We start from the raw sequence: 18,683 nt of genomic DNA on the forward strand, positions 1-18,683 counted from the left end.
GCGGGTATCAGTGCCGACCCGGGTGGGGGCTCATCGTGCCGATCGTCCCGCTTCCCGAACGCGTGCGCGCGTTCGAACTCGACCCCGCCATGCCGTCCGGTGCCCTCCCGATCTTCGGCGAGTACCTCGACCGCCTCGGCGACACCGCGAACCGGCGGCTGGTGGCCGGGTTCTTCCTGGTGTTCGGCATCGCCCAGTTCGTCGCCGGCGCGGGGGTCGCCCGGCCGCTCGGCACGTTCGCGCTGGCCGGCGCGATCGAAGCGTGGTGGCTCTACCGGGCGTACGGCCGGGTGCCCGAAAGGCGGCTGAAACGGGAAGCCTTCCGGCAGGTGGACGTCACCGCCGACGGCCTGGTCGCGGCCGGCCGGACGGTCGGCGTGCGCCTGCCGGACGGCCGGTGGCTGCGCGTCCGGCTCGACGAAGCGCACCGCCTGCTGGTGGCCGGGCACCGGCGAGTGTGGCTGCTGGGGCGGGGCCCGAAGGTGTTCGTCGGCTTCTCCGGCGTCGTGCGGCTTCGCCGCGCCACCATCCACGACGGGCCGCCGCCGGGTGCGGTGCCGATGCCGGCACCGGCCGGGTCCGGTTCGCCGAGGCTCGACCCCGTGCTGACCGCGCACCGCCACCAGCTCGCCCGCGACCTGCGGGCGACAGCGGCGTTCCTGCTGGTCCTGGCCGCGTTCGCGGTCTGGGTCGGGCTCGGCCTCCCGGTGGTGGGCTGGCTCGCGTGGCCGTTCGTGGCCGGCGCGGTGCTCGGTGCGTCGGTGACCGCGTTCCGCGCGACCGCGTACCGGCGGCCGCTCCCGGCGGACCACTGGACGGAGCTGCGCGCGGTCCTCGACGGCCCGGTCCGCATGAGCCGCCACGGCGCGGCCAGGCTGAGCGGCCTGACCATGCTGGCCGACGGCCGCGTGGTCCCGTTCCGCCTCCCCAAAGCGGACCCGTCGATGGCGGCGAACATCGCGGCGACGGGCCGCCTGTGGATCGCGGGCGTCCCCCGGCCGGGCGCGGCCAAAACGGGCCTGCCGGGCTACCCGGTCCTGGGCACGGTCTGGCTCGGCTGAGCGGCCCAGCCCGGCCGCCACGCGCCGGCGACGCGCTCACTCGTCGCGAGGTGCCGCCGGAGGGCGGCGAGGCCGGGGTGCGCGTTGCCCCGGCGCCACAGCAGGGAATGCGGGTACACCGGCACGGGGTCTTCGATCGGCACGCGCCGCAGGTCGTGCCCGGGCGGCCACCACACCCGGCTGCCCGCCCCGACCAAGGTCACCACGTCCGCCGACTCCGCGACCGTGTCCAGCACGACCTCGGTGCCGAAGTTCGGCCCGGCGGCGTCGATCCACAGGTCGAACGCGGCCGCGAAGGCGGCGTAGTAGGCGCCCCACTCGGTCCCGGGCACCACACCGGGCAACCGGATCCGATGCCCGGCGAGCTCGGCCGGAGCCACCGACGGCGCTCCGGCCAGCGGATGCCGGGAGCCGCACAACAGCTGGATCGGCTCGTCGAGCACCCACTGGGCATCGAGGTCCTCCGGCAGCGCGACGACCGCGCGGAACGAGGCATCGATCGAGCCCTCCCGAAGAGCGGCGATCGCGGTGTCGAAGAGCGTCGCGACCTCCAACGCGACATCCGGGTGTGCCTCGTGGAATCCACGCAGCAGGGTGGCCGGGCACAGCCGCCGGCCGATGACGTCGACCCGGAGCGGCCCGTCGCGCACCGAGGCGAGCGCGCGCAGCTCGGCGGACAGCAGCTCGCGGGCGTGGGGCAGGAAGGCTTCGCCGTCCCCGGTGAGCACGGCCCCGCGAGCGGTGCGCGTGAACAGCCGCACTCCGAGCGACCTCTCCAGCGCGGCGATGCGCTTCGAAACCGCCTGCTGCGTGACCGACAGCTCGGTGGCGGCGTCCTGGAACCGGCCCGCCTCCACGACGGCGACGAAGGTGCGCACGGCATCGAGGTCCACGACGCGCGACTCTAGATGTTCTGTCCGGTGAGGTTGGGGACGCGGGTTGCGGATGGGTTTGCCGCCGAGCGCGGTGTGGCCGCAGTGGTGATTGCCATCCCGGATAAGGCCGCGTAGCTCATCCAGATTCACAACGCCGCGTTGTGGCTCGCCGCCGCGTCGGTTGTTTGCTCCGCGTGGGCGTTCCCCGCTTTGATCTCCCGGTGATGCGCGGGCGGTCGCTGGGACCGCGGTTCAGGTGGCTCTGGTCGGCTTACGCCGTGAGCGCGTTCGGGACGTGGCTCGGCTTCGGGGCCTTCCCCATGCTCGCCATCCTCGTCCTGCACGCCGGACCCACCGCCGTCTCGGCGCTCGCCGCGGTCGGGCCGGCCGTCGGTGCGCTCGTCGCCGTGCCGCTGGGGCCGTGGGTCGACCGGCGGCGGAAGCGGCCGGTCATGGTGGGGATGGATCTGATCCGGTTCGGGGCGCTGGTCAGCGTGCCGGCCGCCTACGGTCTCGGCGTGCTGAGCTTCGGGCAGCTCCTGGCCGTCTCGGTGGTCGTCGCCGCGGCGGACATCACCTTCAGCTCGGCCAGCGGTGCCTTCCTCAAGGGATTGGTGCCGCCGGAAGACCTGCTCCTCGCGAACGGCCGGTTCGAATCCACCAACTGGACCGCCACCGCGCTCGGGCCGCCGCTGGGCGGGGCCGCGTTCGCGCTGTTCGGGCCGGTGACGTCGGTGGTCGCCAACGCCGTCAGCTTCCTGCTCTCCGCGCTCGGGATCCGCGCGATCGGCGGGGACGAGCCGCGGCCGCGCACCGCCACCCGGCTTCGCCCGCGCGACCTCGCCGATGGGTGGCGCTTCCTGCTGGCGCACCCGGGACTGCGGCCGCTGCTGTTCAACACCATGCTGTTCAACGGCCTGGTCATGGGGACCGAGCCGCTGCTCGCCGTGCTGATGCTGAACCAGCTCGGGTTCACGCCGTGGCAGTACGGGCTCGCGTTCGCCGTCCCGTGCCTCGGCGGGCTCGCCGGCTCGCGGCTGACCCCGCGGCTCGTCGAGCGGTTCGGCCGGCACCCCGTCCTGCTGGCGGCCGGCGCGGTCCGGGCGTGCTGGCTGCTCCTGCTGCCCTTCATCCCGGCCGGCACCGGCGGGCTGGGGTACGTCATGGTCGTCGAACTGGGCCTGATCGTCAGCTGCAGCGTCTTCAACCCGGTGCTCGCGACCTACCGGCTGCAGCAGCTCCCGGCGGACCGCATCGCCCGGTCACTCTCGGCGTGGGCGGTCAGCACGAAAGCGGCGATCGCGACCCTCACCGCGGTCTGGGGCGTGCTCGCCGGCCTCACCGGCCCGCGCGTCGCGATCGGGATCGCCGGGGTCCTCGCGCTGGCGACGCCGCTGCTGCTGCCCCGCCGCGACCGGACGCCGGTGGCCGCTTAACCCAGCGACTTCCGCGTCGCCTCTTCGGTCTCCAGCACGCCCTGCCGGATGCCCTCCAGCTGGTCGCTCAGCTCCCGGACCGCGCCGGTGTCCACGGTGACGTCCGCCGTCGCCGCCGTCAGCTCCGCGACCCTGGCCACCAGGCTGTCCAGGCCGAGCGCGCCGGACTGCAGCTGGGCCAGCAGCTTGTCCCGGGCGCCGGACAGGCGGGCGTGCACGTCCGCCTGGGCCTGGACCGCCGTCAGTGCCTGCTCGAGGTCGCCGCGGACCTCGGGGTTCGCCGTGCGCAAGTCACGTTGCAGCCGACGTCGTTCGTGCGCGACCGCCTCGAGGTCGACCCTGGCCAGCGCCTGCCCGGTCGCCGACGCGCGGCCGGCCAGCCGCCGCAGCGTCGACAGCGTCTCCCGGACCACCGGCTCCATGTCCGCGACGCGCTCGGCGAGCGGGCCGGCGGCGAGGGAGGCGCTGAGCGAGCCGAACCCCTCGGCCGCGCCCTCCGCCCGGTGCAGCCAGTTCTCCTCGGCCGACCCGGGCGCGACGTCCAGGACGCGTGCTTCCCGTGGGGGAGGCTCGTCCTTCTCGCCACCCAGCACCGCCACGCCCGCCCGCGCGGCGAGCACCGCCACCCCGACCCCGACGGCGGCGGCGACCGGCAGCTGCACGGCCCACGCCACGCCGGCCGACGTGGCGGCGAGCAGCAGCCCCCACGGTTCGGCGAGCTCACGGGCGAACTTCATCAGAAATTGGAAATCACGGAGGTGAACACCTGGTTGATCGAGTCCGGTTTGGACGAATCGTACTCCGAGCCGGCGGTCGCTTCGGCGATCTGCTTCAGCACGTTCTGATCGGCATCGCCACCGTAGGCGATCGTGAACAGGCGGACCGTCTCCGCGTTGCCCTCCGGCCGCAGCTGCGGCACCAGGTGCTCGAGGTCGACGCCGCCGGGGTCCTCGTTGCGGCCGTCGGTGAGCACCACGACCGCGTTGATCGCCGCCGGGTCCAAGTGGGCGTTCAGGTACTCGTACGCGGCCAGCGACGAGTCGTACAGCCCCGTGCCGGACTGGGGCGTCAGCCCGCTCAGCCGCATGGCCAGGGTCTCCTTGCCGCCGGTCCCGAGCGGCTGCACCGGGAGCAGCTCCTGGTAGTCCTTGTCGCCGTCGAGGCGGGTCGAGAACTGCCAGAGCCCGACCTGGTCGCGCGGCACGAACTGGCCGAGCGAGTCGATCGCGGCCTGCTTCGCGAGGTCGATCTTGCTCTTGCCGGTGCCCTTGACCTCGTCACCCATCGAGCCCGAGACGTCCACGACGAGCAGCACGTTCGCCTTCTTGCGCAGGTCGGTCCACGAGGCCAGCAGCTTCGACAGCACCGACGGCGACGGCGGCCGCAGGAAGGTGATCTTCGCGTCCGGCTGGACACCGTTGGCCGGCGTCGCCTGCGGGCCCGGCTTGCCCTCGAACGACCGGAAGCCGAGGGCGGCGAACTTCGCCTGCGTCTCGTTCTGGCGCAGGTAGCCGAGGAAGTCGGCGGCGATCTGCTTGCGCGTGGCGTCCGCCCAGTTGAGCGTGACGAACGGGTGGTCGGAGTTCAGCGTCCCGTCACCCGGGTAGATCGCCACCAGCGGCACCTTCGGCGGCCCGTGCTGCCCGACCTTGGCCGGGTCGTTCGTCGGGTTGCCCTGGTTGTAGCCGACCAGCGAGTTCTCCTCGACGGTGACCGCCGAGATGTACGACAGCGCCGCGCCCTTGTCGTCGGCCTTCTGCAGGTTGGTCAGGAAGGTGAGCGTGGTGTCACCGTAGTGCACGATCGCCTGCTCGATGTTCGTGACGAACTGCTTCGCGTCCGGCTTCTCGAGCGCGGCCGTGGTGAGGTCCGACGACGTGCCGGTGGCGGCGTAGTAGGCGCCGATCGTGGCGTTCAGCCCCGACGTCGAGATGTTCGGGTTCGTCTTGCCCAGCCGGAACTTGCCCCACTCCGGGTGCCCGTACTTCGCCCAGCCCGCCGGGTCGGTCGCCAGCCCGGCGAGGTCCTTCCAGCCGATCGCCTTGCCGGGCCAGCCGAGCGCCTCGGCCATCGGCTTCGGCATCGCCACGACCAGCGGCGCGTTGGCGACCGACGGTGCGTCGCCGTCCGGCACGATCGAGCCGGTGTCGCCCTTCGCGTTGACGCGCAGCAGGTTGACCCAGCCGCTCGCGGCCGGCGTCCAGACGTCCGGGCGCGGCCCGTCGGTGGCCTCGTTCCAGCCGTTCGCCAGCGCCTGCATCGCCACGCCGGACGACTTCGATTTCACGACGACGTCGACGCAGTGCCCGGCGACGGTCCGTCCGGAGTAGGCCTTCGCGGCCTCTTGGACGATTCCCGCTTTTTCCGGTGAAGAAGCGACGGTGAGCGCGACCGCGTCGGACCCGGTGCATTTCGGCTGGTCCGCCTCGTCGCTCGAGTCGCTGGTCCAGTACCGGATGCCGATGATCAAGCCGGCGGCGACCACGATCGCGGCCAGGAACGGGAGAACTTTTCCCCTGCGTCGTGTTGGCTGGGAATTGATCATCATGCCTCCCCGTTCCGCCACCCGGAATTTCATTATCCGGGCGGCGGAACGAGGATGGGACGGTATTTCCGAAACTTGACTAGGACTTAGGGCCGCGGCGCGACCACGTCCACGCGTAGCCGGGGTCTTCGGACGCGTCCGCGGCTTCGCCGAGCTCCAGCGGCGCGAACGTGTCGACCATGACCGCGGTCTCGTCGAAGAACTCCGCGCCGATCGACGCCTCCGCCGCGCCCGGCTGCGGGCCGTGCGTGAAGCCGGACGGGTGCAGCGAGAGCGAGCCGATCCCGATCCCCGACCCCTTCCGGGCCTCGTAGTTGCCGCGCACGTAGAACATCAGCTCGTCGGAGTCGACGTTCGCGTGGTTGTAGGGCACCGGGATCGAGTCCTCGTGGTAGTCGACCTTCCGCGGGCAGAAGGAGCAGACGACGAAGTTCGGGCCCTCGAACGTCTGGTGCACGGGCGGCGGCTGGTGCACGCGGCCGGTGATCGGCTCGAAGTCGTCGATGTTGAACACCCACGGGTAGAGGCAGCCGTCCCAGCCGACGACGTCGAAGGGGTGCGTGGCGTACGTGTAGCGGGTCAGCCCGGCGCGGTGCCGCACGAGCACCTCGACGTCCTCGCCGGCTTCCAGCAGTGGCTCCGACGGCCCGCGGATGTCGCGCTCGCAGTACGGCGAGTGCTCCAGGAACTGCCCCTTCGCCGACAGGTAGCGCTTCGGCGGCCCGATGTGGCCGCGCGCTTCGAGGGTGAAGAGGTTGACCTCGCCGTGGGGGACGACCCGGTAGGTGCACGACGTCGGGATGACGACGTAGTCGCCGTCGCCGACCTCCAGCCGGCCGTAGATCGTCTCGACCGTCGCGGAGCCGCCGTGGACGTAGAACAGCTCGTCGCCGGCCGCGTTGCGGTACAGCGGGCTGGGCGCGGTCGCCGTGACGAACCCGATGGTGACGTCGCTGTTGCCGAACAGCCGGCGCCGGTCGGTCACCGCGTCGGCTTCGCTGCCGAACTTGAGGTCCCGGGTCTGGTAGGCCCGCGGCTTGAGCGGGTGGTTCGGGGTGAGCGACCCGCGGTCTTCCTCGACCGCGACGGCGTCGACGATCGCCGTCGGCAGGCCGCGGTGGTAGAGCAGCGCGGAGTCGGCGGAGAAGCCCTCGACGCCCATCAGCTCTTCGGCGTAGAGGCCGCCGTCCGGCTTCCGGAACGCGGTGTGCCGCTTGTGCGGAAGCTCGCCTACTCGCCGGTAGTAAGGCATCGACGTCCCCTTCTGACGTGTCCGTTGTGCGAACGATTTTGTCCTGATGTCGTACGCTACTAGCGTGTCAGTCGTGTCAAGCGCTGTGGAACTCACGCCCCCCGGCCCCCGTGGAATTCCTCCCCTGTTCGCGAGGCTCGTCGACGACTCGGCGCTCTTCCCTCCGGGCGATGCGGCCATGCCCGAAGCGCTGCGCGCGCACTTCGCCAGCCGGGACTCCGAACACGCCGGTGTACTGGGGGTTTTCCTCTGCCAGGCGTCGCGGCTGCCCGAGCTCATCACCGAGCTGATCAAGATCAAACCGAAGCAGCCGCTGCCGCTTTCGCTGATCATCGACACCGGCCTCGGCGGCGTCCCGAAGGCCATCTCGATCGTCGAGTCGCGCAGTGAGCTGCTCGCGCTGCGGATGGTCGAGATGCCCGCGCCGTCGGACGTCGACGAGGTGTGGCTCGAGCGCGTCTCGGAGTTCGTCCCCGAGGACGTCATCCGGGTGGTCGAGCCGCGGCGCGGCGTCGGCTGGCTCGAGGGCGTGCGGAAGGTGATCGAGCACGGCAGCTGGCCGAAGATCCGCTGCGGCGGGCAGGCCGGTGAGAACTTCCCCAGCGTCGACGAGGTGGCGGACTTCCTCGCCGTCGTCAGCGGGTCCGCCGGGGCGTCGTTCAAGGCGACCAACAGCCTGCACCGCGCGGTCCGGCACACCGACCCGGGCACCGGGTTCGTGCACCACGGCTTCCTCAACCTGCTCGTCGCCTCGGCGCGCAGCCTGGCCGGTGGCGACGTCCGGGCGGCCCTGGAGTCGACCGACGCCCAGGCGCTGGCCGACGAGGCCCGGGCGCTGTCCGAGCCGGCCGCGAAGGCCGTGCGGGCGCTCTTCGCGTCCTACGCGGCGGCGTCGTTCGAGCAGCCCGTCGCCGACATGGGCGAACTCGGCTTGCTGTGACCGGCCGGGAGGGGTCGCTGACGCTCGACCGCGGCTTGGCGCTGCTGCAGGCCGTGGCCGACGCCGGCGGCGACGCGGCGACCATCTCCGAGCTGGCCGTGGCCATCGGGGCCAGCCGCGCGGCCGTCTACCGGCTGCTCGTGCCGCTGTCCGAACGCGGCCTGGTCTGGCGGGACGGCACGAAGGTCCGGCTCGGCGTCGGGCTGCTCCGGCTGGCCGGGCAGGTGCTCCCGCAGCTGCGGGACGCCGCCGGCCCGGTACTGCGCGAGCTGGCCGAGAAGGTGGGCGCGACCGCGCACCTGTCGGTCGCCCAGGGGGCGCAAGCGCTTGCGGTGGCCGTCGTCGAGCCGTCGTGGACGAATTTTCACGTCGCCTACCGCGTCGGCAGCCGGCACCCGCTGACCGCCGGCGCGGCCGGCAAGGCGATGACCCTGCGTCCCGGCGGCGACGGCTGGGTGACGTCGGCGGGCGAGCTCGAGGCGGGCGCGTCCGGCGTCGCGGCGCCGGTGCGCGGGGTGCCGGGGCTGCGGGCGAGCGTCGGCGTCGTCTCGATGGAGCCGCTGAAGGCGGCCGAGGTGGGCCCCCAGGTCGTCGTGGCCGCCACCCGGCTGGCCGACATCCTGAAGACGGACGCCTCCTAGCGCCGCGACACCGCCAGCAGCGGGCGGACCATGGTCAGCAGCAGGGCGACGTCGACGGTGAACAGCAGGCGCTCGAAGAGGCCCAGCGTGACGTCCTGCTGGGCCGGGCCGAGGACGAGCGTCAGGACGAACCCGCCGAGCACCACGCCGATGCTGACGAAGCTCGCGGTGGCCAGGCGCCGGATCGTCGTCCGGCGGGGCTCCCACGGGCAGCGCTCGCGGCCCTTCTTCGTCAGCACGAACGCGGCCACGGGAAGCGCGACGAACGCCGTCAGGGCGGCGAGGTTGTGGACCTGCCCGGCGAGCGAACGCGCCTGGCCGTTCGGGTCGACCGGCACGAGGCCGCAGACGAGCAGCCCGGCCGACCAGACGCCGAGCAGCACGCAGACGGCGGTGGTGCCCGGGCGGTGGGCCTTGGCGATCCCGGCGAGCAGGGCGACCGAGCCGAGGGACAGCGCCAGGCACATCACGCTGAACAGGGGAGCCGCCGAGGACGTGCCGAGCTTGCCGTAGACGTACTCCGAGAGCGTCTGCCAGATCGGGCTGACCTGGGCGGACAGCCGTAGGTGCAGGTCGATCGAGATGACCACGGCGAGGCCGATGCCGCCGAGCGCGAAGCGGCCGTGCAGCGGCGAGACCGCGCTCGAAGGCTTGTTCACCTGGTGCTCTCCCTTTCGTTTCCGAAAGGTTACCGGGCGAACCTGTGAAGGATCGGTCAGAAGGTCAGCTGGACCAGGGCGAAGGCGGCAAATCCGGCAAACGCGAACCCGGCGCAGCGCTGGATCAGCTTCGGCTTGATCCGGCTGCGGATCTTCGCGCCGATGAACACGGCGAGCCCGGCCACCACGACGAGCGCGGTGAAGGCGCCGACGCCGACGGCGAAGGGGTTGCCGATGCGGGCGGTGAGACTCGCCGTCGCGAGCTGGGAGGCATCGCCCCACTCGGCCGCGAAGAGCACGCCGAAGGACGTCATCGCCGAGCGGAGGAAGGACTGCGGCGCCGGCCCGACGCGCGACGCGTCGTCGCCCGCTTCGTCGGCCTTGCTGAATCCCTCGCGAAGGAGCATGAAAGAGCCGAGACCGAACATCGCGGCGACCACCAGCGAGAGGACGACGTCCGGTAACAGCGTCAACACGCTGCCGAACGAGACCGCTATGACGCATTGCACGGCGAACGCGGCGCACACCCCGGCGAAAACCGGCCAGCCGCGGAAACGGGTGGTCAGCACCAAGGTTGCGACGAGCGTCTTGTCCGGCAGCTCCACGGCGAGGACCAGGCCGAACGCGCTGATCAGCGCCACCATAGCGGTAGTCATGAGAGTTTTTCGCCCCTTTCACTGCAACGATAAAGGGGAGATCAGGAAAACCGCAAGCTGATGGCGATCGCGAAATTGCCGGATCGGCGGCCATGAATTTGGCACCCAGGAGCGTCACACAATTTTTTTCGGTGTGCCGAATTTTCGGTTGTGGCCTGCGGTAGGTTCACCGGCATGGGGTCACAGGCGCGTGCCGCGCAGGTCGAAGAGGTCATCCGCCGGTTGGACGCGCACTACGTCTTCCCGGACGTTGCCGCCAAGCTCGCGGAGGTCCTTCGCGCACGCCTCGGCGAAGGGGCGTACGCCGAGCTCGGGGACGCGGACTTCGCGACGGCCGTCACCGCGGACCTCCAGTCGGTGAACGACGACAAGCACCTGCGGCTGCGCCACCACGCCGACCCGGTGGCCGAGGACGGTGACGCGGAGCACGCGTCGGAGGACTTCCGGCGGGCGGCCGAGCTGGAGAACTTCGGGATCGCGTCGGTGCGGCGGCTCCCGGGCAACGTCGGCTACGTCGACACGACCCTGCTCTATCCCCTCGACCTCGCGGCGGCGGCGGTCTCGGCGGCGATGACGCTGGTCGCGCCCACCGACGCGCTGCTGCTCGACGTGCGGCGCAACCGGGGCGGCACGCCCGACACGAGCGCGTTCCTGCAGAGCTACCTCGTCGACGAGCGGACCCACTACCTCGACATCTACGAGCGCGAGGGCGACCTCGTCACCCAGATGTGGACGCTGCCGTACGTGCCGGGCCCGAAGTTCGGCGGCACCAAGCCGATCTGGGTGCTCACCGGCCCGGCGACGTTCTCCGGCGGCGAAGACCTCGCCTTCTCGCTGCAGCGGCAGGGGCGCGCGAAGACCGTCGGCGAGCCGACGCGGGGCGGCGCCCACCCGCGTGAACAGTTCAAAGTGGACACCTACCTGGACGTGACGGTGTCGATCGCCCGCTCGTACGACCCGAAGACGGGCGAAAACTGGGAGGGCACCGGCGTGCCGCCGAACATCCCGGTCGCCGCGGACAAGGCCTTCGACACCGCGTATGAGCTGGCCCTGCGGCACGTCCTCGAACTGGGCGAAGAGGGGCCGCGGCGGGTCGTGGCCGAGGAGGCGCGAAAGGCGCTCGACCAGCTGTAGGACGTTGGTCCCGCCACGAACGGGACCAGTTGATCTGGCCGCGTCACCAGGCTCGGAGCACGCTGGACCACGTGGAGGTCCTTGAGCTAGCGCGGTGGCAGTTCGGCATCACCACCGTCTACCACTTCCTGATGGTCCCGCTGACCATCGGGCTGTCGATCCTGGTCGCGGCGATGCAGACCCGCTGGGTCCGCACCGGCGAGCTGCGGCACCTGAAGATGACCAAGTTCTGGGGCAAGCTGCTGCTGGTCAACTTCGCCATGGGCGTGGTGACCGGGATCGTGCAGGAGTTCCAGTTCGGGATGAACTGGAGCGCGTACTCCCGCTTCGTCGGCGACGTCTTCGGCGCGCCGCTCGCGATGGAAGGCCTCGTCGCCTTCTTCGTCGAATCGACGTTCCTCGGCCTGTGGATCTTCGGCTGGGACCGGCTGCCGAAGAAGGTCCACCTGGCCTGCGCGTGGGCGTTTTCGCTGGCCACGATGGCGTCGGCGTACTTCATCCTGGCCGCGAACTCGTGGATGCAGCACCCGGTGGGCGTGACGTTCGAGAACGGCAAGCCGACCATGAACTCGATCTGGGCGGTGCTGACGAACAACACGGCGCTGGCCGCGATCCCGCACACCCTGGCCGGCGCGTTCTCGGTGGCGGCAGCGTTCCTGGTCGGTGTCGCGGGCTGGCACCTGTGGCGGCGCGGCGACCACGCCGACGTCTGGCGATCCTCGCTACGGCTGGGTGGCTGGGTCGGCGTGGCGGCGTTCGCGGTCCTCGCGATCACCGGCGACACGCAGGGCAAGCTGATGTTCGAGCAGCAGCCGATGAAGATGGCGTCGGCGGAAGCGCTGTGCCACACGGAAAAGCCGGCCAGCTTCTCGATCATCGCGATCGGCGACGTGTCGGGCTCGAACTGTGAGGACGTGAAGACGTTCAACGTGCCCGCGCTGCTGTCGTTCCTGGCGCACAACGACTTCAAGACCGAGGTCAAGGGCGTGGAGAACCTGGTGACGGAGTACCAGGCCAAGTACGGCACGAACTACCCGGACGACCCGGCGCTGGGGTCGCTGGCGGGCAAGCCGATCGACTACGTGCCCAATCTGCCGGTGACGTACTGGGGCTTCCGGATGATGATCGGCTTCGGTGCGGTCTCGGCGGGCATCGGCGTCCTGGCCCTGTGGCTGACCCGCAAGGGCCGCGTCCCGGGCCGCCGCTGGTTCCCGTGGCTGGTCCTCGGCGGCATCGCCACGCCGTTCCTCGGCAACAGCGCGGGCTGGATCTTCACCGAGATGGGCCGTCAGCCGTTCGTGGTCGCCCCCAACCCGACCGGGGTGGACGGCGTGTGGATGTTCACCGCCCAGGCGGTCTCCCGGCTGACGACGGGCGAGGTGTGGACGTCGCTGATCGCGCTGACCACCGTGTACGCGGCCCTCGGCCTGGTGGAGCTGTACCTGATGCGGAAGTACATCCGCGGCGGCGTCGACGCGGTGATGCCCCCGCAGAAGCCGGCGGACCCCGACAAACCGGGCGAGGACACCCTCGCCTTCGCCTACTGAGGTGCTGACGATGAGTGTCAACATGACCACTCTGTCGAGTTACCCACAGTTCGTCTGTGGACAACTCGCTCACCTGTGGATAACTCACAGCCACCGGACGGCCGGAGAAGCGCGATGAGCCTCGAAATCGCCTGGTTCGTCGTCATCGCCTTCTTCTGGCTCGGCTACCTCTTCCTCGAAGGCTTCGACTTCGGCGTCGGCATGCTGCTGCCGGTGCTCGCGCGCGACAACACCGAGCGCCGCGTCATGGTCAACACCATCGGACCCGTCTGGGACGGCAACGAGGTCTGGCTCATCGTCGCCGGCGGGGCCACGTTCGCCGCCTTCCCCGCCTGGTACGCGGGCCTGTTCTCGGCCGCCTACCTGCCGCTCCTGCTCGTGCTGCTCGCCCTGATCGGCCGCGGCGTCGCCTTCGAATACCGCGGCAAGGTCGACTCCGAGCGCTGGCGCCGCACCTGGGACCGCGTCATCGTGATCGGCTCGTGGCTCCCGCCGCTCGGCGTCGGCCTGATCCTCGCCACCACCGTCCTCGGCCTGCCGCTGGACGCCGACGGCAACCGCGTCGGCTCCGCGTTCGCCGCCGTCCGCTGGGACACCCTGCTCGGCGCGGTCGCGATCGCGGCCTTCTCGATCACCCACGGCGCCGCGTTCCTCGCCCTGAAGACCAGTGGTGACCTGCGGGAACGTGCCCGCACGCTGGCGCTCAGGCTGCTGCCGATCGCCATGCTGCCGATGGTCGCGTTCCTCTCGGTCGTCCAGTGGCGCGCGGGCACGTTGTGGACGCTGCTCGCGTTCGGGATCAGCGCGGTCGCCGCGGTGGTCGCCTGGCTGCGGCTGCGCGCCGACCGCGACGGGCAGGCGTTCGCCGCGCTCGGCGTCGTCATCGCCGGGGCCGCGGTGGTCATGTTCGGCTCGCTCTTCCCGAACGTCCTGCCCTCGACCCTCGACCCCGCCAACACGCTCACCATCGAGGGCGCCGCCTCGAGCCCGTACACGCTGACCGTGATGACGTGGGTCGCCGTCTTCGGCGCCCCGGCCGTGCTGGTCTACCAGGGCTGGACGTACTGGGTGTTCCGCAAGCGCATCGGCACCCAGCACATCCCGGCGGTCCACGCACCATGACAACCCAACTTCCCGGACGCGCTCCTCTTCCCGCCTCGGAGTCCACAACGGACTCGGCGCGACCGGGAAAGGGCCCGCTCGGCGCGTTGCCGGCCCTCGTGCCGGCGGTGCGCCGAGCGCTGGCCCTGGTGGGTTTCCTGTCGTTCGTCAACGCTGCCGCGCTGGTGGCACAGGCATTCCTGCTCGCCGGCGTCCTCGCGGCGATCGTCGGAGCAGGATCCGGGGGAAGCACCGCCCAGCTGGTCGCGCTGCTCGCGCTCGTCGCGACGCGCGCGCTGACCGGCTGGGCGGTGCGCTCGGTCTCCGCCCGGGCCGCCGCGACCGCGCAACGCGAGCTGCGGGCCAAGGCCGTCGACCACGCGCTGCGCCTGGGGCCCGAGTGGATCGCCCAACGCGGCCACGGGGAGCTGACCGCGTTGACGACCCGCGGCCTCGACGCGCTCGACGCCTACTTCCGCGAATACCTTCCCGCCCTGGTGACGGCGGCCGTCGTGCCCCTCGGCGCCGGGGCGGCGATCCTGCTCGCCGACTGGCCGTCCGGCGTGATCGTCGCGCTGACCGTGCCGCTGCTGCCGGTGTTCGCCATCCTCGTCGGCAAGTACACCGCCGACCGCGTCGCCGGCGCGACCGACGCGACGCACCGGATGTCCGGACGGCTGCTGGAGCTCGTGCGCGTGCTGCCGGTGCTGACCGCGTTCCGCCGGGCCGCGGCGCAGGCCGAGACCGTCCGGCAGCTGTCCGAACGCCACCGCCGCGCGACGCTCAAGACGTTGAAGGTCGCCTTCTCCTCGGCGTTCGTGCTCGAGCTGGTCGCGACGCTCTCGGTGGCGCTCGTCGCGGTGGTGATCGGCGTCCGGCTCGCCGGCGGCCACCTGCCGCTGGCCATCGGGCTCGGCGTGCTGATCCTCGCGCCGGAGTGCTACCAGCCGCTGCGCGCGGTCGGCGCCGCGTTCCACGCCAGCGAGGACGGCGTCGAAGCGGTCCGGCGCGTCGCCGGCCTGCTGGCTCTGCCGGTGCCCGCGGCCGGGACCGCGATCCCGTCTCGCGGCGAGCTGCGCGTGTCGTCCCTGCGCGTCGCGCGGCGCGGCGGGTTCGCCCCGGACGGCGAGTCGTTCGCGGTCCGGCCCGGCGAGACGGTCTGGCTCCGCGCGCCGAGCGGCGGCGGCAAGTCGACGACGCTCTCGGCGCTGCTCGGCTTCGTCCCGGCGGACGACGGCGCCATCACGGTCGGCTCGACGGACCTCGCCGACGCCGACCTCGTCCGCTGGCGCTCGCAGGTCGCCTGGGTGCCGCAGTCGCCGGTGTTCACCGGCGGCACGGTGAGCGAGGAGGTGGGCTCGTCCGGCGCGGTGCTCGCCGAACTCGGGCTGGCCGGGCTGGCCGACCGGCCGGTTTCCCAGCTGTCACTTGGGCAGCGTCAGCGCGTCGCCGTCGCCCGGGCGTTGCACCGGGTGCGGTGCGGGGCGTGGTTGCTGCTGCTCGACGAGCCGACGGCCCACCTCGACGAAGCGAACGCGCGCCTGGTGCTCGACGCGGTGCAGCGCGCCGTCGACAACGGTGCCGCGGCCGTCATCGCGGCCCACGAGCGCACCCCGGCGGTCGACCTGCCGCCCGATGTGGCGGCGGCTACTGAGACGTCCACAGTGGACTCTTCGGCCGCACCGCTGAGGTGGCGCGCGCTCCTCGACGGCCGGCTCTTCGGCGGCGCCGCGCTGGGCGCGCTCGCGCTGCTGGCCGGGGTGGCGCTGACGGCGACGTCGGGCTGGCTCATCGCCAAGGCGTCCCAGCAGCCGCCGATCCTGACGTTGACGGTGGCGGTCGTCGGCGTCCGCGCGTTCGGGCTCGGCCGCGCCGGGCTCCGGTACGTCGAACGGCTGGTCACGCACGACGCCGCGTTCCGCATCGCCGGCCGCGTCCGGGTGCGGCTGTGGAACTCCCTGGTCCGGCTCGGGCCGGCGCGCAGCCTGCGCGCGGGCGAGGGGCAACGCCGGCTGGTCGGCGACGTCGACACCGTGCGCGACCTCCTGCCGCGGGTGGTGTCCCCGCCACTGGTGGTCGCGCTGGTCGCGGCCGGGGCGATCGCCGTGCAGACGTGGGTGCTGCCGGCCGCGGGAGTGACGCTCGCGGCTGCGGTGGCCCTCGGGCTGTGCGCACCGTGGGTCGCCCTGCGCGCCGAGCGCCGGGCGACGTCCGCGCTGGCGGCGGGCCGTCGTGAGGTGGCCGCGCGAGTCTTGGTGATGTTCGAAGCGGCGGCCGAGCTGCTCGCGTTCGGCGCGGCGGGGAGTCACCGCCGCGCGCTCGCGGCCGCCGACACGCGGCTGGTGACGCAAGCGCGTCGGCAGGCGTTCGGCGCGGGCGCGGCGGAAGCCCTGGTCACGCTGGTCTGCGGAGCGGCGGCGGTCGTTAGCACAGCGCTCGCCGCGGCGGCGGTCGCGGGCGGACGGCTCGACCCGGCCCTGGCGCCGCTGCTGGCCCTGGTGCCGCTCGCGCTGGCGGAGGTCTTGGCTCTGCTGCCGCCGGTGGCGCAGCACTGGGACACGCTGCAGCGAGCTCGTCGCCGGCTCGCCGACGTGCCGGAAGCGCCCGTGCTCACTTCGCGCGGGACGGACGTCTCGTTGCGGGGCGCGGACCTCGGCTGGCCGGGCGGCCCGGTGGTGCTGCACGACGTCGACGTCGATCTCGCACCGGGCACGTACGCGGCGGTGGTCGGCCCGAGCGGAGCGGGCAAGTCGACGCTCGTCGCCGCGCTGCTGGGCTTCCTCCCGCCGCGGCGTGGGCTGGTCGCGGTCCCCGAGGGGGTGGCGTGGGCGCCGCAGGAGCCGATGCTCGCGGCGACGACGATCGCCGAGAACCTCCGCCTGGCCCGCCCGACGGCGGCGGAGGAGGAGCTGCGCTCGGCGTTGCACGCCGCGGCGCTGACCGACGTCTCGCCGGAGACGGTGCTCGCCAGCGGCGGCACCGGACTGTCCGGCGGCCAGGCGCAGCGGGTGGCGCTGGCGCGGGCCCTGCTCGGGGCGCCGTCGGCGGGGCTCGTGCTGCTGGACGAGCCGACCGCGCACCTGGACGAGGCGACGGCCCAGGCGGTCCGGGCGCACCTGCGGGAGGCATTGGCGGGCCGGACGGTGGTGCACGTGACGCATCTCGCCGAGGAGGCGGCCGGAGCGGACGTGGTCCTCGAGGTCCGCGACGGCCGGGTCGTCACCCGGGTGCCGGTGCCGTGATCGATTCCCGCTGTGTCCTTGCCGCACCGCCCTCGCGCCGCGCGATAATGACGGAACTCATGGATCCGACGCTTGCCGCCCGGGCACTGTCCGCGGCCACCGAGATAACGAGCACCGCCCTGTCCGGCGACGACCCGGGAGCGGTGCTGGACACGGTCGTGGCCCGAGCGGCCGAACTGGCCGACGCCGACCTGGGCCTGGCCATGGTCAGCACAGAGGACGGCCGAGTGGTGGTCGAAGCCGCCCACTACGCAACAGCCCACCCGGCAACGGAGGGCAGCACCAAGCAGGCCGCCTCCGCACCGGCGACCGGCGGTTCGGTCGGTGGCCCGGCATCGGGTACCAGCGGCGGCGAGCTGGCCGGGACTCCAGCCGCGACTGGCTCGGCCGCGCCGGTGGCTGGCGGCCCGGCAGAAGGCTTGGCGCCCAGCGCCAACGGCGGCAAGCTGGCTGGCGACCCGGCCGCGCCCGCCGCGAGCGCGCTGGCGGCTGGTGGCCCAAGTGACACCGCAGCCGCCGCCTCGGCGACCAGCGGCCCGACCGTCGCCACTGCCCCCGGCGCGCAGGCGGGCGATGCTCGCGGCGACTCCACCCAGCCATCCGGCAGCCCGGATCCGGCGTCGCTCCCGGGCCCACCGTCCGCCGGGGAGTCCTTGCGGGGGCTGGCTCTTCCTGCCGACTCCGCGGCCGGGCGGGTGGCCCGCGGTGGCGAACCCGTGTCCAGCGAGGACTTCACCGTCGATCCGCGCACCGCCCCCTACGTGCCCGCCGAACTTCATGGCTACGGGCCCTTCGCGGCCGCGCCGTTCGGGTCCGGGGGGCGGGTTCTCGGGTCGCTCACCGTCTACCGGAAGCAGGGGCGTGAGCCCTTCTCCGCCGGGACCGTCGAGATGCTCGTTGCCTTCGCCGCGCAAGCCGGCGTTGTCCTCGCGCTCGCCGAAGGCGCCAATGCCCGGCACCGGGTTGCTCTTTACGAAGAGCGCGAACGCATTGCCCGCGAGCTGCACGACGTCATCGTCCAGCGGCTCTACGGCGCCGGAATGCAACTGGACCGCGTCCGGCGCAACATGCGCAAGCGGTTCGCCCAAGCCGATGGGGCCCGGCTGTCCGACGCCATCGACCAGCTCGACCAGACCATCGAAGAAATCCGCGGCACCGTGCGCGCGCTGCGCTCACCCGAGCCTCGCCACGACACCGGCACGCCCGCCGACCTTGCCGAGTCGGCGCGCGGCGAGGTTCGTATCGCCGGCGAACTTCTCGGCTATCCGCCGACCCTGGAGCTGTCCGGCGAATTCGCCGACGTTCCCGCGGAACGCGCCGACCACATCCGGGCCGCTCTGCGCGAAGCACTGTCCAATGTGGTCAGGCACTCCGGCGCCAGCGAAACCCGCGTGACGCTGACCAGGGACTCCGGCGGAGTGAAACTCCGCGTCCGGGACAACGGTTCCGGCGTTCCCCAAGGTGTCGCCACCCGTGGTCTGCGTCATCTCGCCGAACGCGCGGACGCCGCGGGCGGGACGTTCTTCCTGAACTCCTCACCCAGCCTCGGCACGCTCGTCGCGTTCGACCTGCCTCTCGACTGACCCCGATCTCC

General features: G+C 72.3%; 15 protein-coding genes. 9 read left to right on the plus strand and 6 right to left on the minus strand.

Annotated elements, in window-relative coordinates; all coding sequences use genetic code 11:
- The first annotated feature begins 35 nt into the window (after positions 1 to 35).
- Entirely contained in the window at positions 36 to 1,061 is a 1,026-nt protein-coding gene (locus tag C2L58_RS33060) for a hypothetical protein (protein WP_103341585.1), read from the plus strand.
- Here the strand turns inward: C2L58_RS33060 and C2L58_RS33065 are convergent.
- Positions 1,028 to 1,954, minus strand: coding sequence for a LysR family transcriptional regulator (locus C2L58_RS33065; RefSeq protein WP_103341586.1), 927 nt, complete (start codon positions 1,952 to 1,954; stop codon positions 1,028 to 1,030). The two genes, C2L58_RS33060 and C2L58_RS33065, sit on opposite strands and share 34 nt — an antisense overlap.
- A gap of 203 nt (positions 1,955 to 2,157) precedes the next feature.
- Here C2L58_RS33065 and C2L58_RS33070 point away from each other — a divergent pair, with 203 nt between their 5' ends.
- On the plus strand, positions 2,158 to 3,372 hold the full coding sequence (locus tag C2L58_RS33070; protein ID WP_103341587.1) for an MFS transporter: 1,215 nt from the start codon (positions 2,158 to 2,160) through the stop codon (positions 3,370 to 3,372).
- Here the strand turns inward: C2L58_RS33070 and C2L58_RS33075 are convergent.
- The 3 genes from C2L58_RS33075 to C2L58_RS33085 form a co-directional block, all read right to left on the minus strand.
- A complete protein-coding gene (locus C2L58_RS33075) occupies positions 3,369 to 4,109 on the minus strand; it encodes a hypothetical protein (RefSeq protein ID WP_103341588.1) in 741 nt (246 codons plus the stop codon). The genes C2L58_RS33070 and C2L58_RS33075 overlap by 4 nt on opposite strands.
- The gene (locus tag C2L58_RS33080) at positions 4,109 to 5,917 is read right to left on the minus strand and encodes a substrate-binding and VWA domain-containing protein (RefSeq protein ID WP_103341786.1); all 1,809 of its coding nucleotides are present in this window, start codon (positions 5,915 to 5,917) and stop codon (positions 4,109 to 4,111) included. The genes C2L58_RS33075 and C2L58_RS33080 overlap by 1 nt, the downstream gene beginning before the upstream one ends.
- A gap of 79 nt (positions 5,918 to 5,996) precedes the next feature.
- Positions 5,997 to 7,169, minus strand: coding sequence for a homogentisate 1,2-dioxygenase (locus C2L58_RS33085; RefSeq protein ID WP_103341589.1), 1,173 nt, complete (start codon positions 7,167 to 7,169; stop codon positions 5,997 to 5,999).
- An 85-nt stretch (positions 7,170 to 7,254) separates the two neighbouring features.
- Between C2L58_RS33085 and C2L58_RS33090 the strand changes: the two genes are divergently transcribed.
- Both C2L58_RS33090 and C2L58_RS33095 read left to right on the plus strand, forming a co-directional pair.
- Complete coding sequence (locus C2L58_RS33090) at positions 7,255 to 8,109, plus strand: hypothetical protein (RefSeq protein ID WP_304532969.1); 855 nt, start codon at positions 7,255 to 7,257, stop codon at positions 8,107 to 8,109.
- On the plus strand, positions 8,106 to 8,750 hold the full coding sequence (locus tag C2L58_RS33095) for an IclR family transcriptional regulator (protein WP_103341591.1): 645 nt from the start codon (positions 8,106 to 8,108) through the stop codon (positions 8,748 to 8,750). Before C2L58_RS33090 ends, C2L58_RS33095 begins: the two co-directional genes overlap by 4 nt.
- Here the strand turns inward: C2L58_RS33095 and C2L58_RS33100 are convergent.
- Positions 8,747 to 9,409 (minus strand): DUF998 domain-containing protein, encoded by a 663-nt coding sequence (locus C2L58_RS33100; protein ID WP_103341592.1) that lies wholly within the window; start codon positions 9,407 to 9,409, stop codon positions 8,747 to 8,749. The two genes, C2L58_RS33095 and C2L58_RS33100, sit on opposite strands and share 4 nt — an antisense overlap.
- Positions 9,410 to 9,465: 56 nt before the next feature.
- On the minus strand, positions 9,466 to 10,053 hold the full coding sequence (locus C2L58_RS33105) for a TMEM165/GDT1 family protein (RefSeq protein WP_103341593.1): 588 nt from the start codon (positions 10,051 to 10,053) through the stop codon (positions 9,466 to 9,468).
- A gap of 186 nt (positions 10,054 to 10,239) precedes the next feature.
- Here C2L58_RS33105 and C2L58_RS33110 point away from each other — a divergent pair, with 186 nt between their 5' ends.
- The 5 genes from C2L58_RS33110 (at position 10,240) to C2L58_RS33135 (ending at position 18,672) form a co-directional block, all read left to right on the plus strand.
- Positions 10,240 to 11,199, plus strand: coding sequence for a S41 family peptidase (locus tag C2L58_RS33110; RefSeq protein ID WP_103341594.1), 960 nt, complete (start codon positions 10,240 to 10,242; stop codon positions 11,197 to 11,199).
- Positions 11,200 to 11,270: 71 nt separating this feature from the next.
- Positions 11,271 to 12,746 carry a cytochrome ubiquinol oxidase subunit I gene (locus C2L58_RS33115; protein ID WP_103341787.1) on the plus strand — a complete coding sequence of 492 codons (1,476 nt, stop codon included), beginning with the start codon at positions 11,271 to 11,273 and terminating at the stop codon, positions 12,744 to 12,746.
- 114 nt (positions 12,747 to 12,860) lie between these two features.
- A complete protein-coding gene (cydB, locus tag C2L58_RS33120; protein WP_103341595.1) occupies positions 12,861 to 13,868 on the plus strand; it encodes a cytochrome d ubiquinol oxidase subunit II in 1,008 nt (335 codons plus the stop codon).
- The gene (gene cydD, locus C2L58_RS33125) at positions 13,865 to 17,089 is read left to right on the plus strand and encodes a thiol reductant ABC exporter subunit CydD (protein WP_103341596.1); all 3,225 of its coding nucleotides are present in this window, start codon (positions 13,865 to 13,867) and stop codon (positions 17,087 to 17,089) included. The genes cydB and cydD overlap by 4 nt, the downstream gene beginning before the upstream one ends.
- A 395-nt stretch (positions 17,090 to 17,484) precedes the next feature.
- Positions 17,485 to 18,672, plus strand: coding sequence for a GAF domain-containing sensor histidine kinase (locus tag C2L58_RS33135; protein ID WP_233226092.1), 1,188 nt, complete (start codon positions 17,485 to 17,487; stop codon positions 18,670 to 18,672).
- Positions 18,673 to 18,683: the final 11 nt, after the last annotated feature.

Source organism: Amycolatopsis sp. CA-126428, from assembly GCF_002904335.1.
Taxonomy (GTDB): domain Bacteria; phylum Actinomycetota; class Actinomycetes; order Mycobacteriales; family Pseudonocardiaceae; genus Amycolatopsis.

Excerpts from the sequence above, each read along its gene's own strand:
- C2L58_RS33110 (WP_103341594.1), top strand. The coding sequence starts at position 10,240 with ATGGGGTCACAGGCGCGTGCCGCGCAGGTCGAAGAGGTCATCCGCCGG.
- C2L58_RS33105 (WP_103341593.1), bottom strand. The coding sequence starts at position 10,053 with ATGGTGGCGCTGATCAGCGCGTTCGGCCTGGTCCTCGCCGTGGAGCTG.
- C2L58_RS33085 (WP_103341589.1), bottom strand. The coding sequence starts at position 7,169 with ATGCCTTACTACCGGCGAGTAGGCGAGCTTCCGCACAAGCGGCACACC.
- cydD (WP_103341596.1), top strand. The coding sequence starts at position 13,865 with ATGACAACCCAACTTCCCGGACGCGCTCCTCTTCCCGCCTCGGAGTCC.
- cydB (WP_103341595.1), top strand. The coding sequence starts at position 12,861 with ATGAGCCTCGAAATCGCCTGGTTCGTCGTCATCGCCTTCTTCTGGCTC.
- C2L58_RS33075 (WP_103341588.1), bottom strand. The coding sequence starts at position 4,109 with ATGAAGTTCGCCCGTGAGCTCGCCGAACCGTGGGGGCTGCTGCTCGCC.
- C2L58_RS33080 (WP_103341786.1), bottom strand. The coding sequence starts at position 5,917 with ATGATCAATTCCCAGCCAACACGACGCAGGGGAAAAGTTCTCCCGTTC.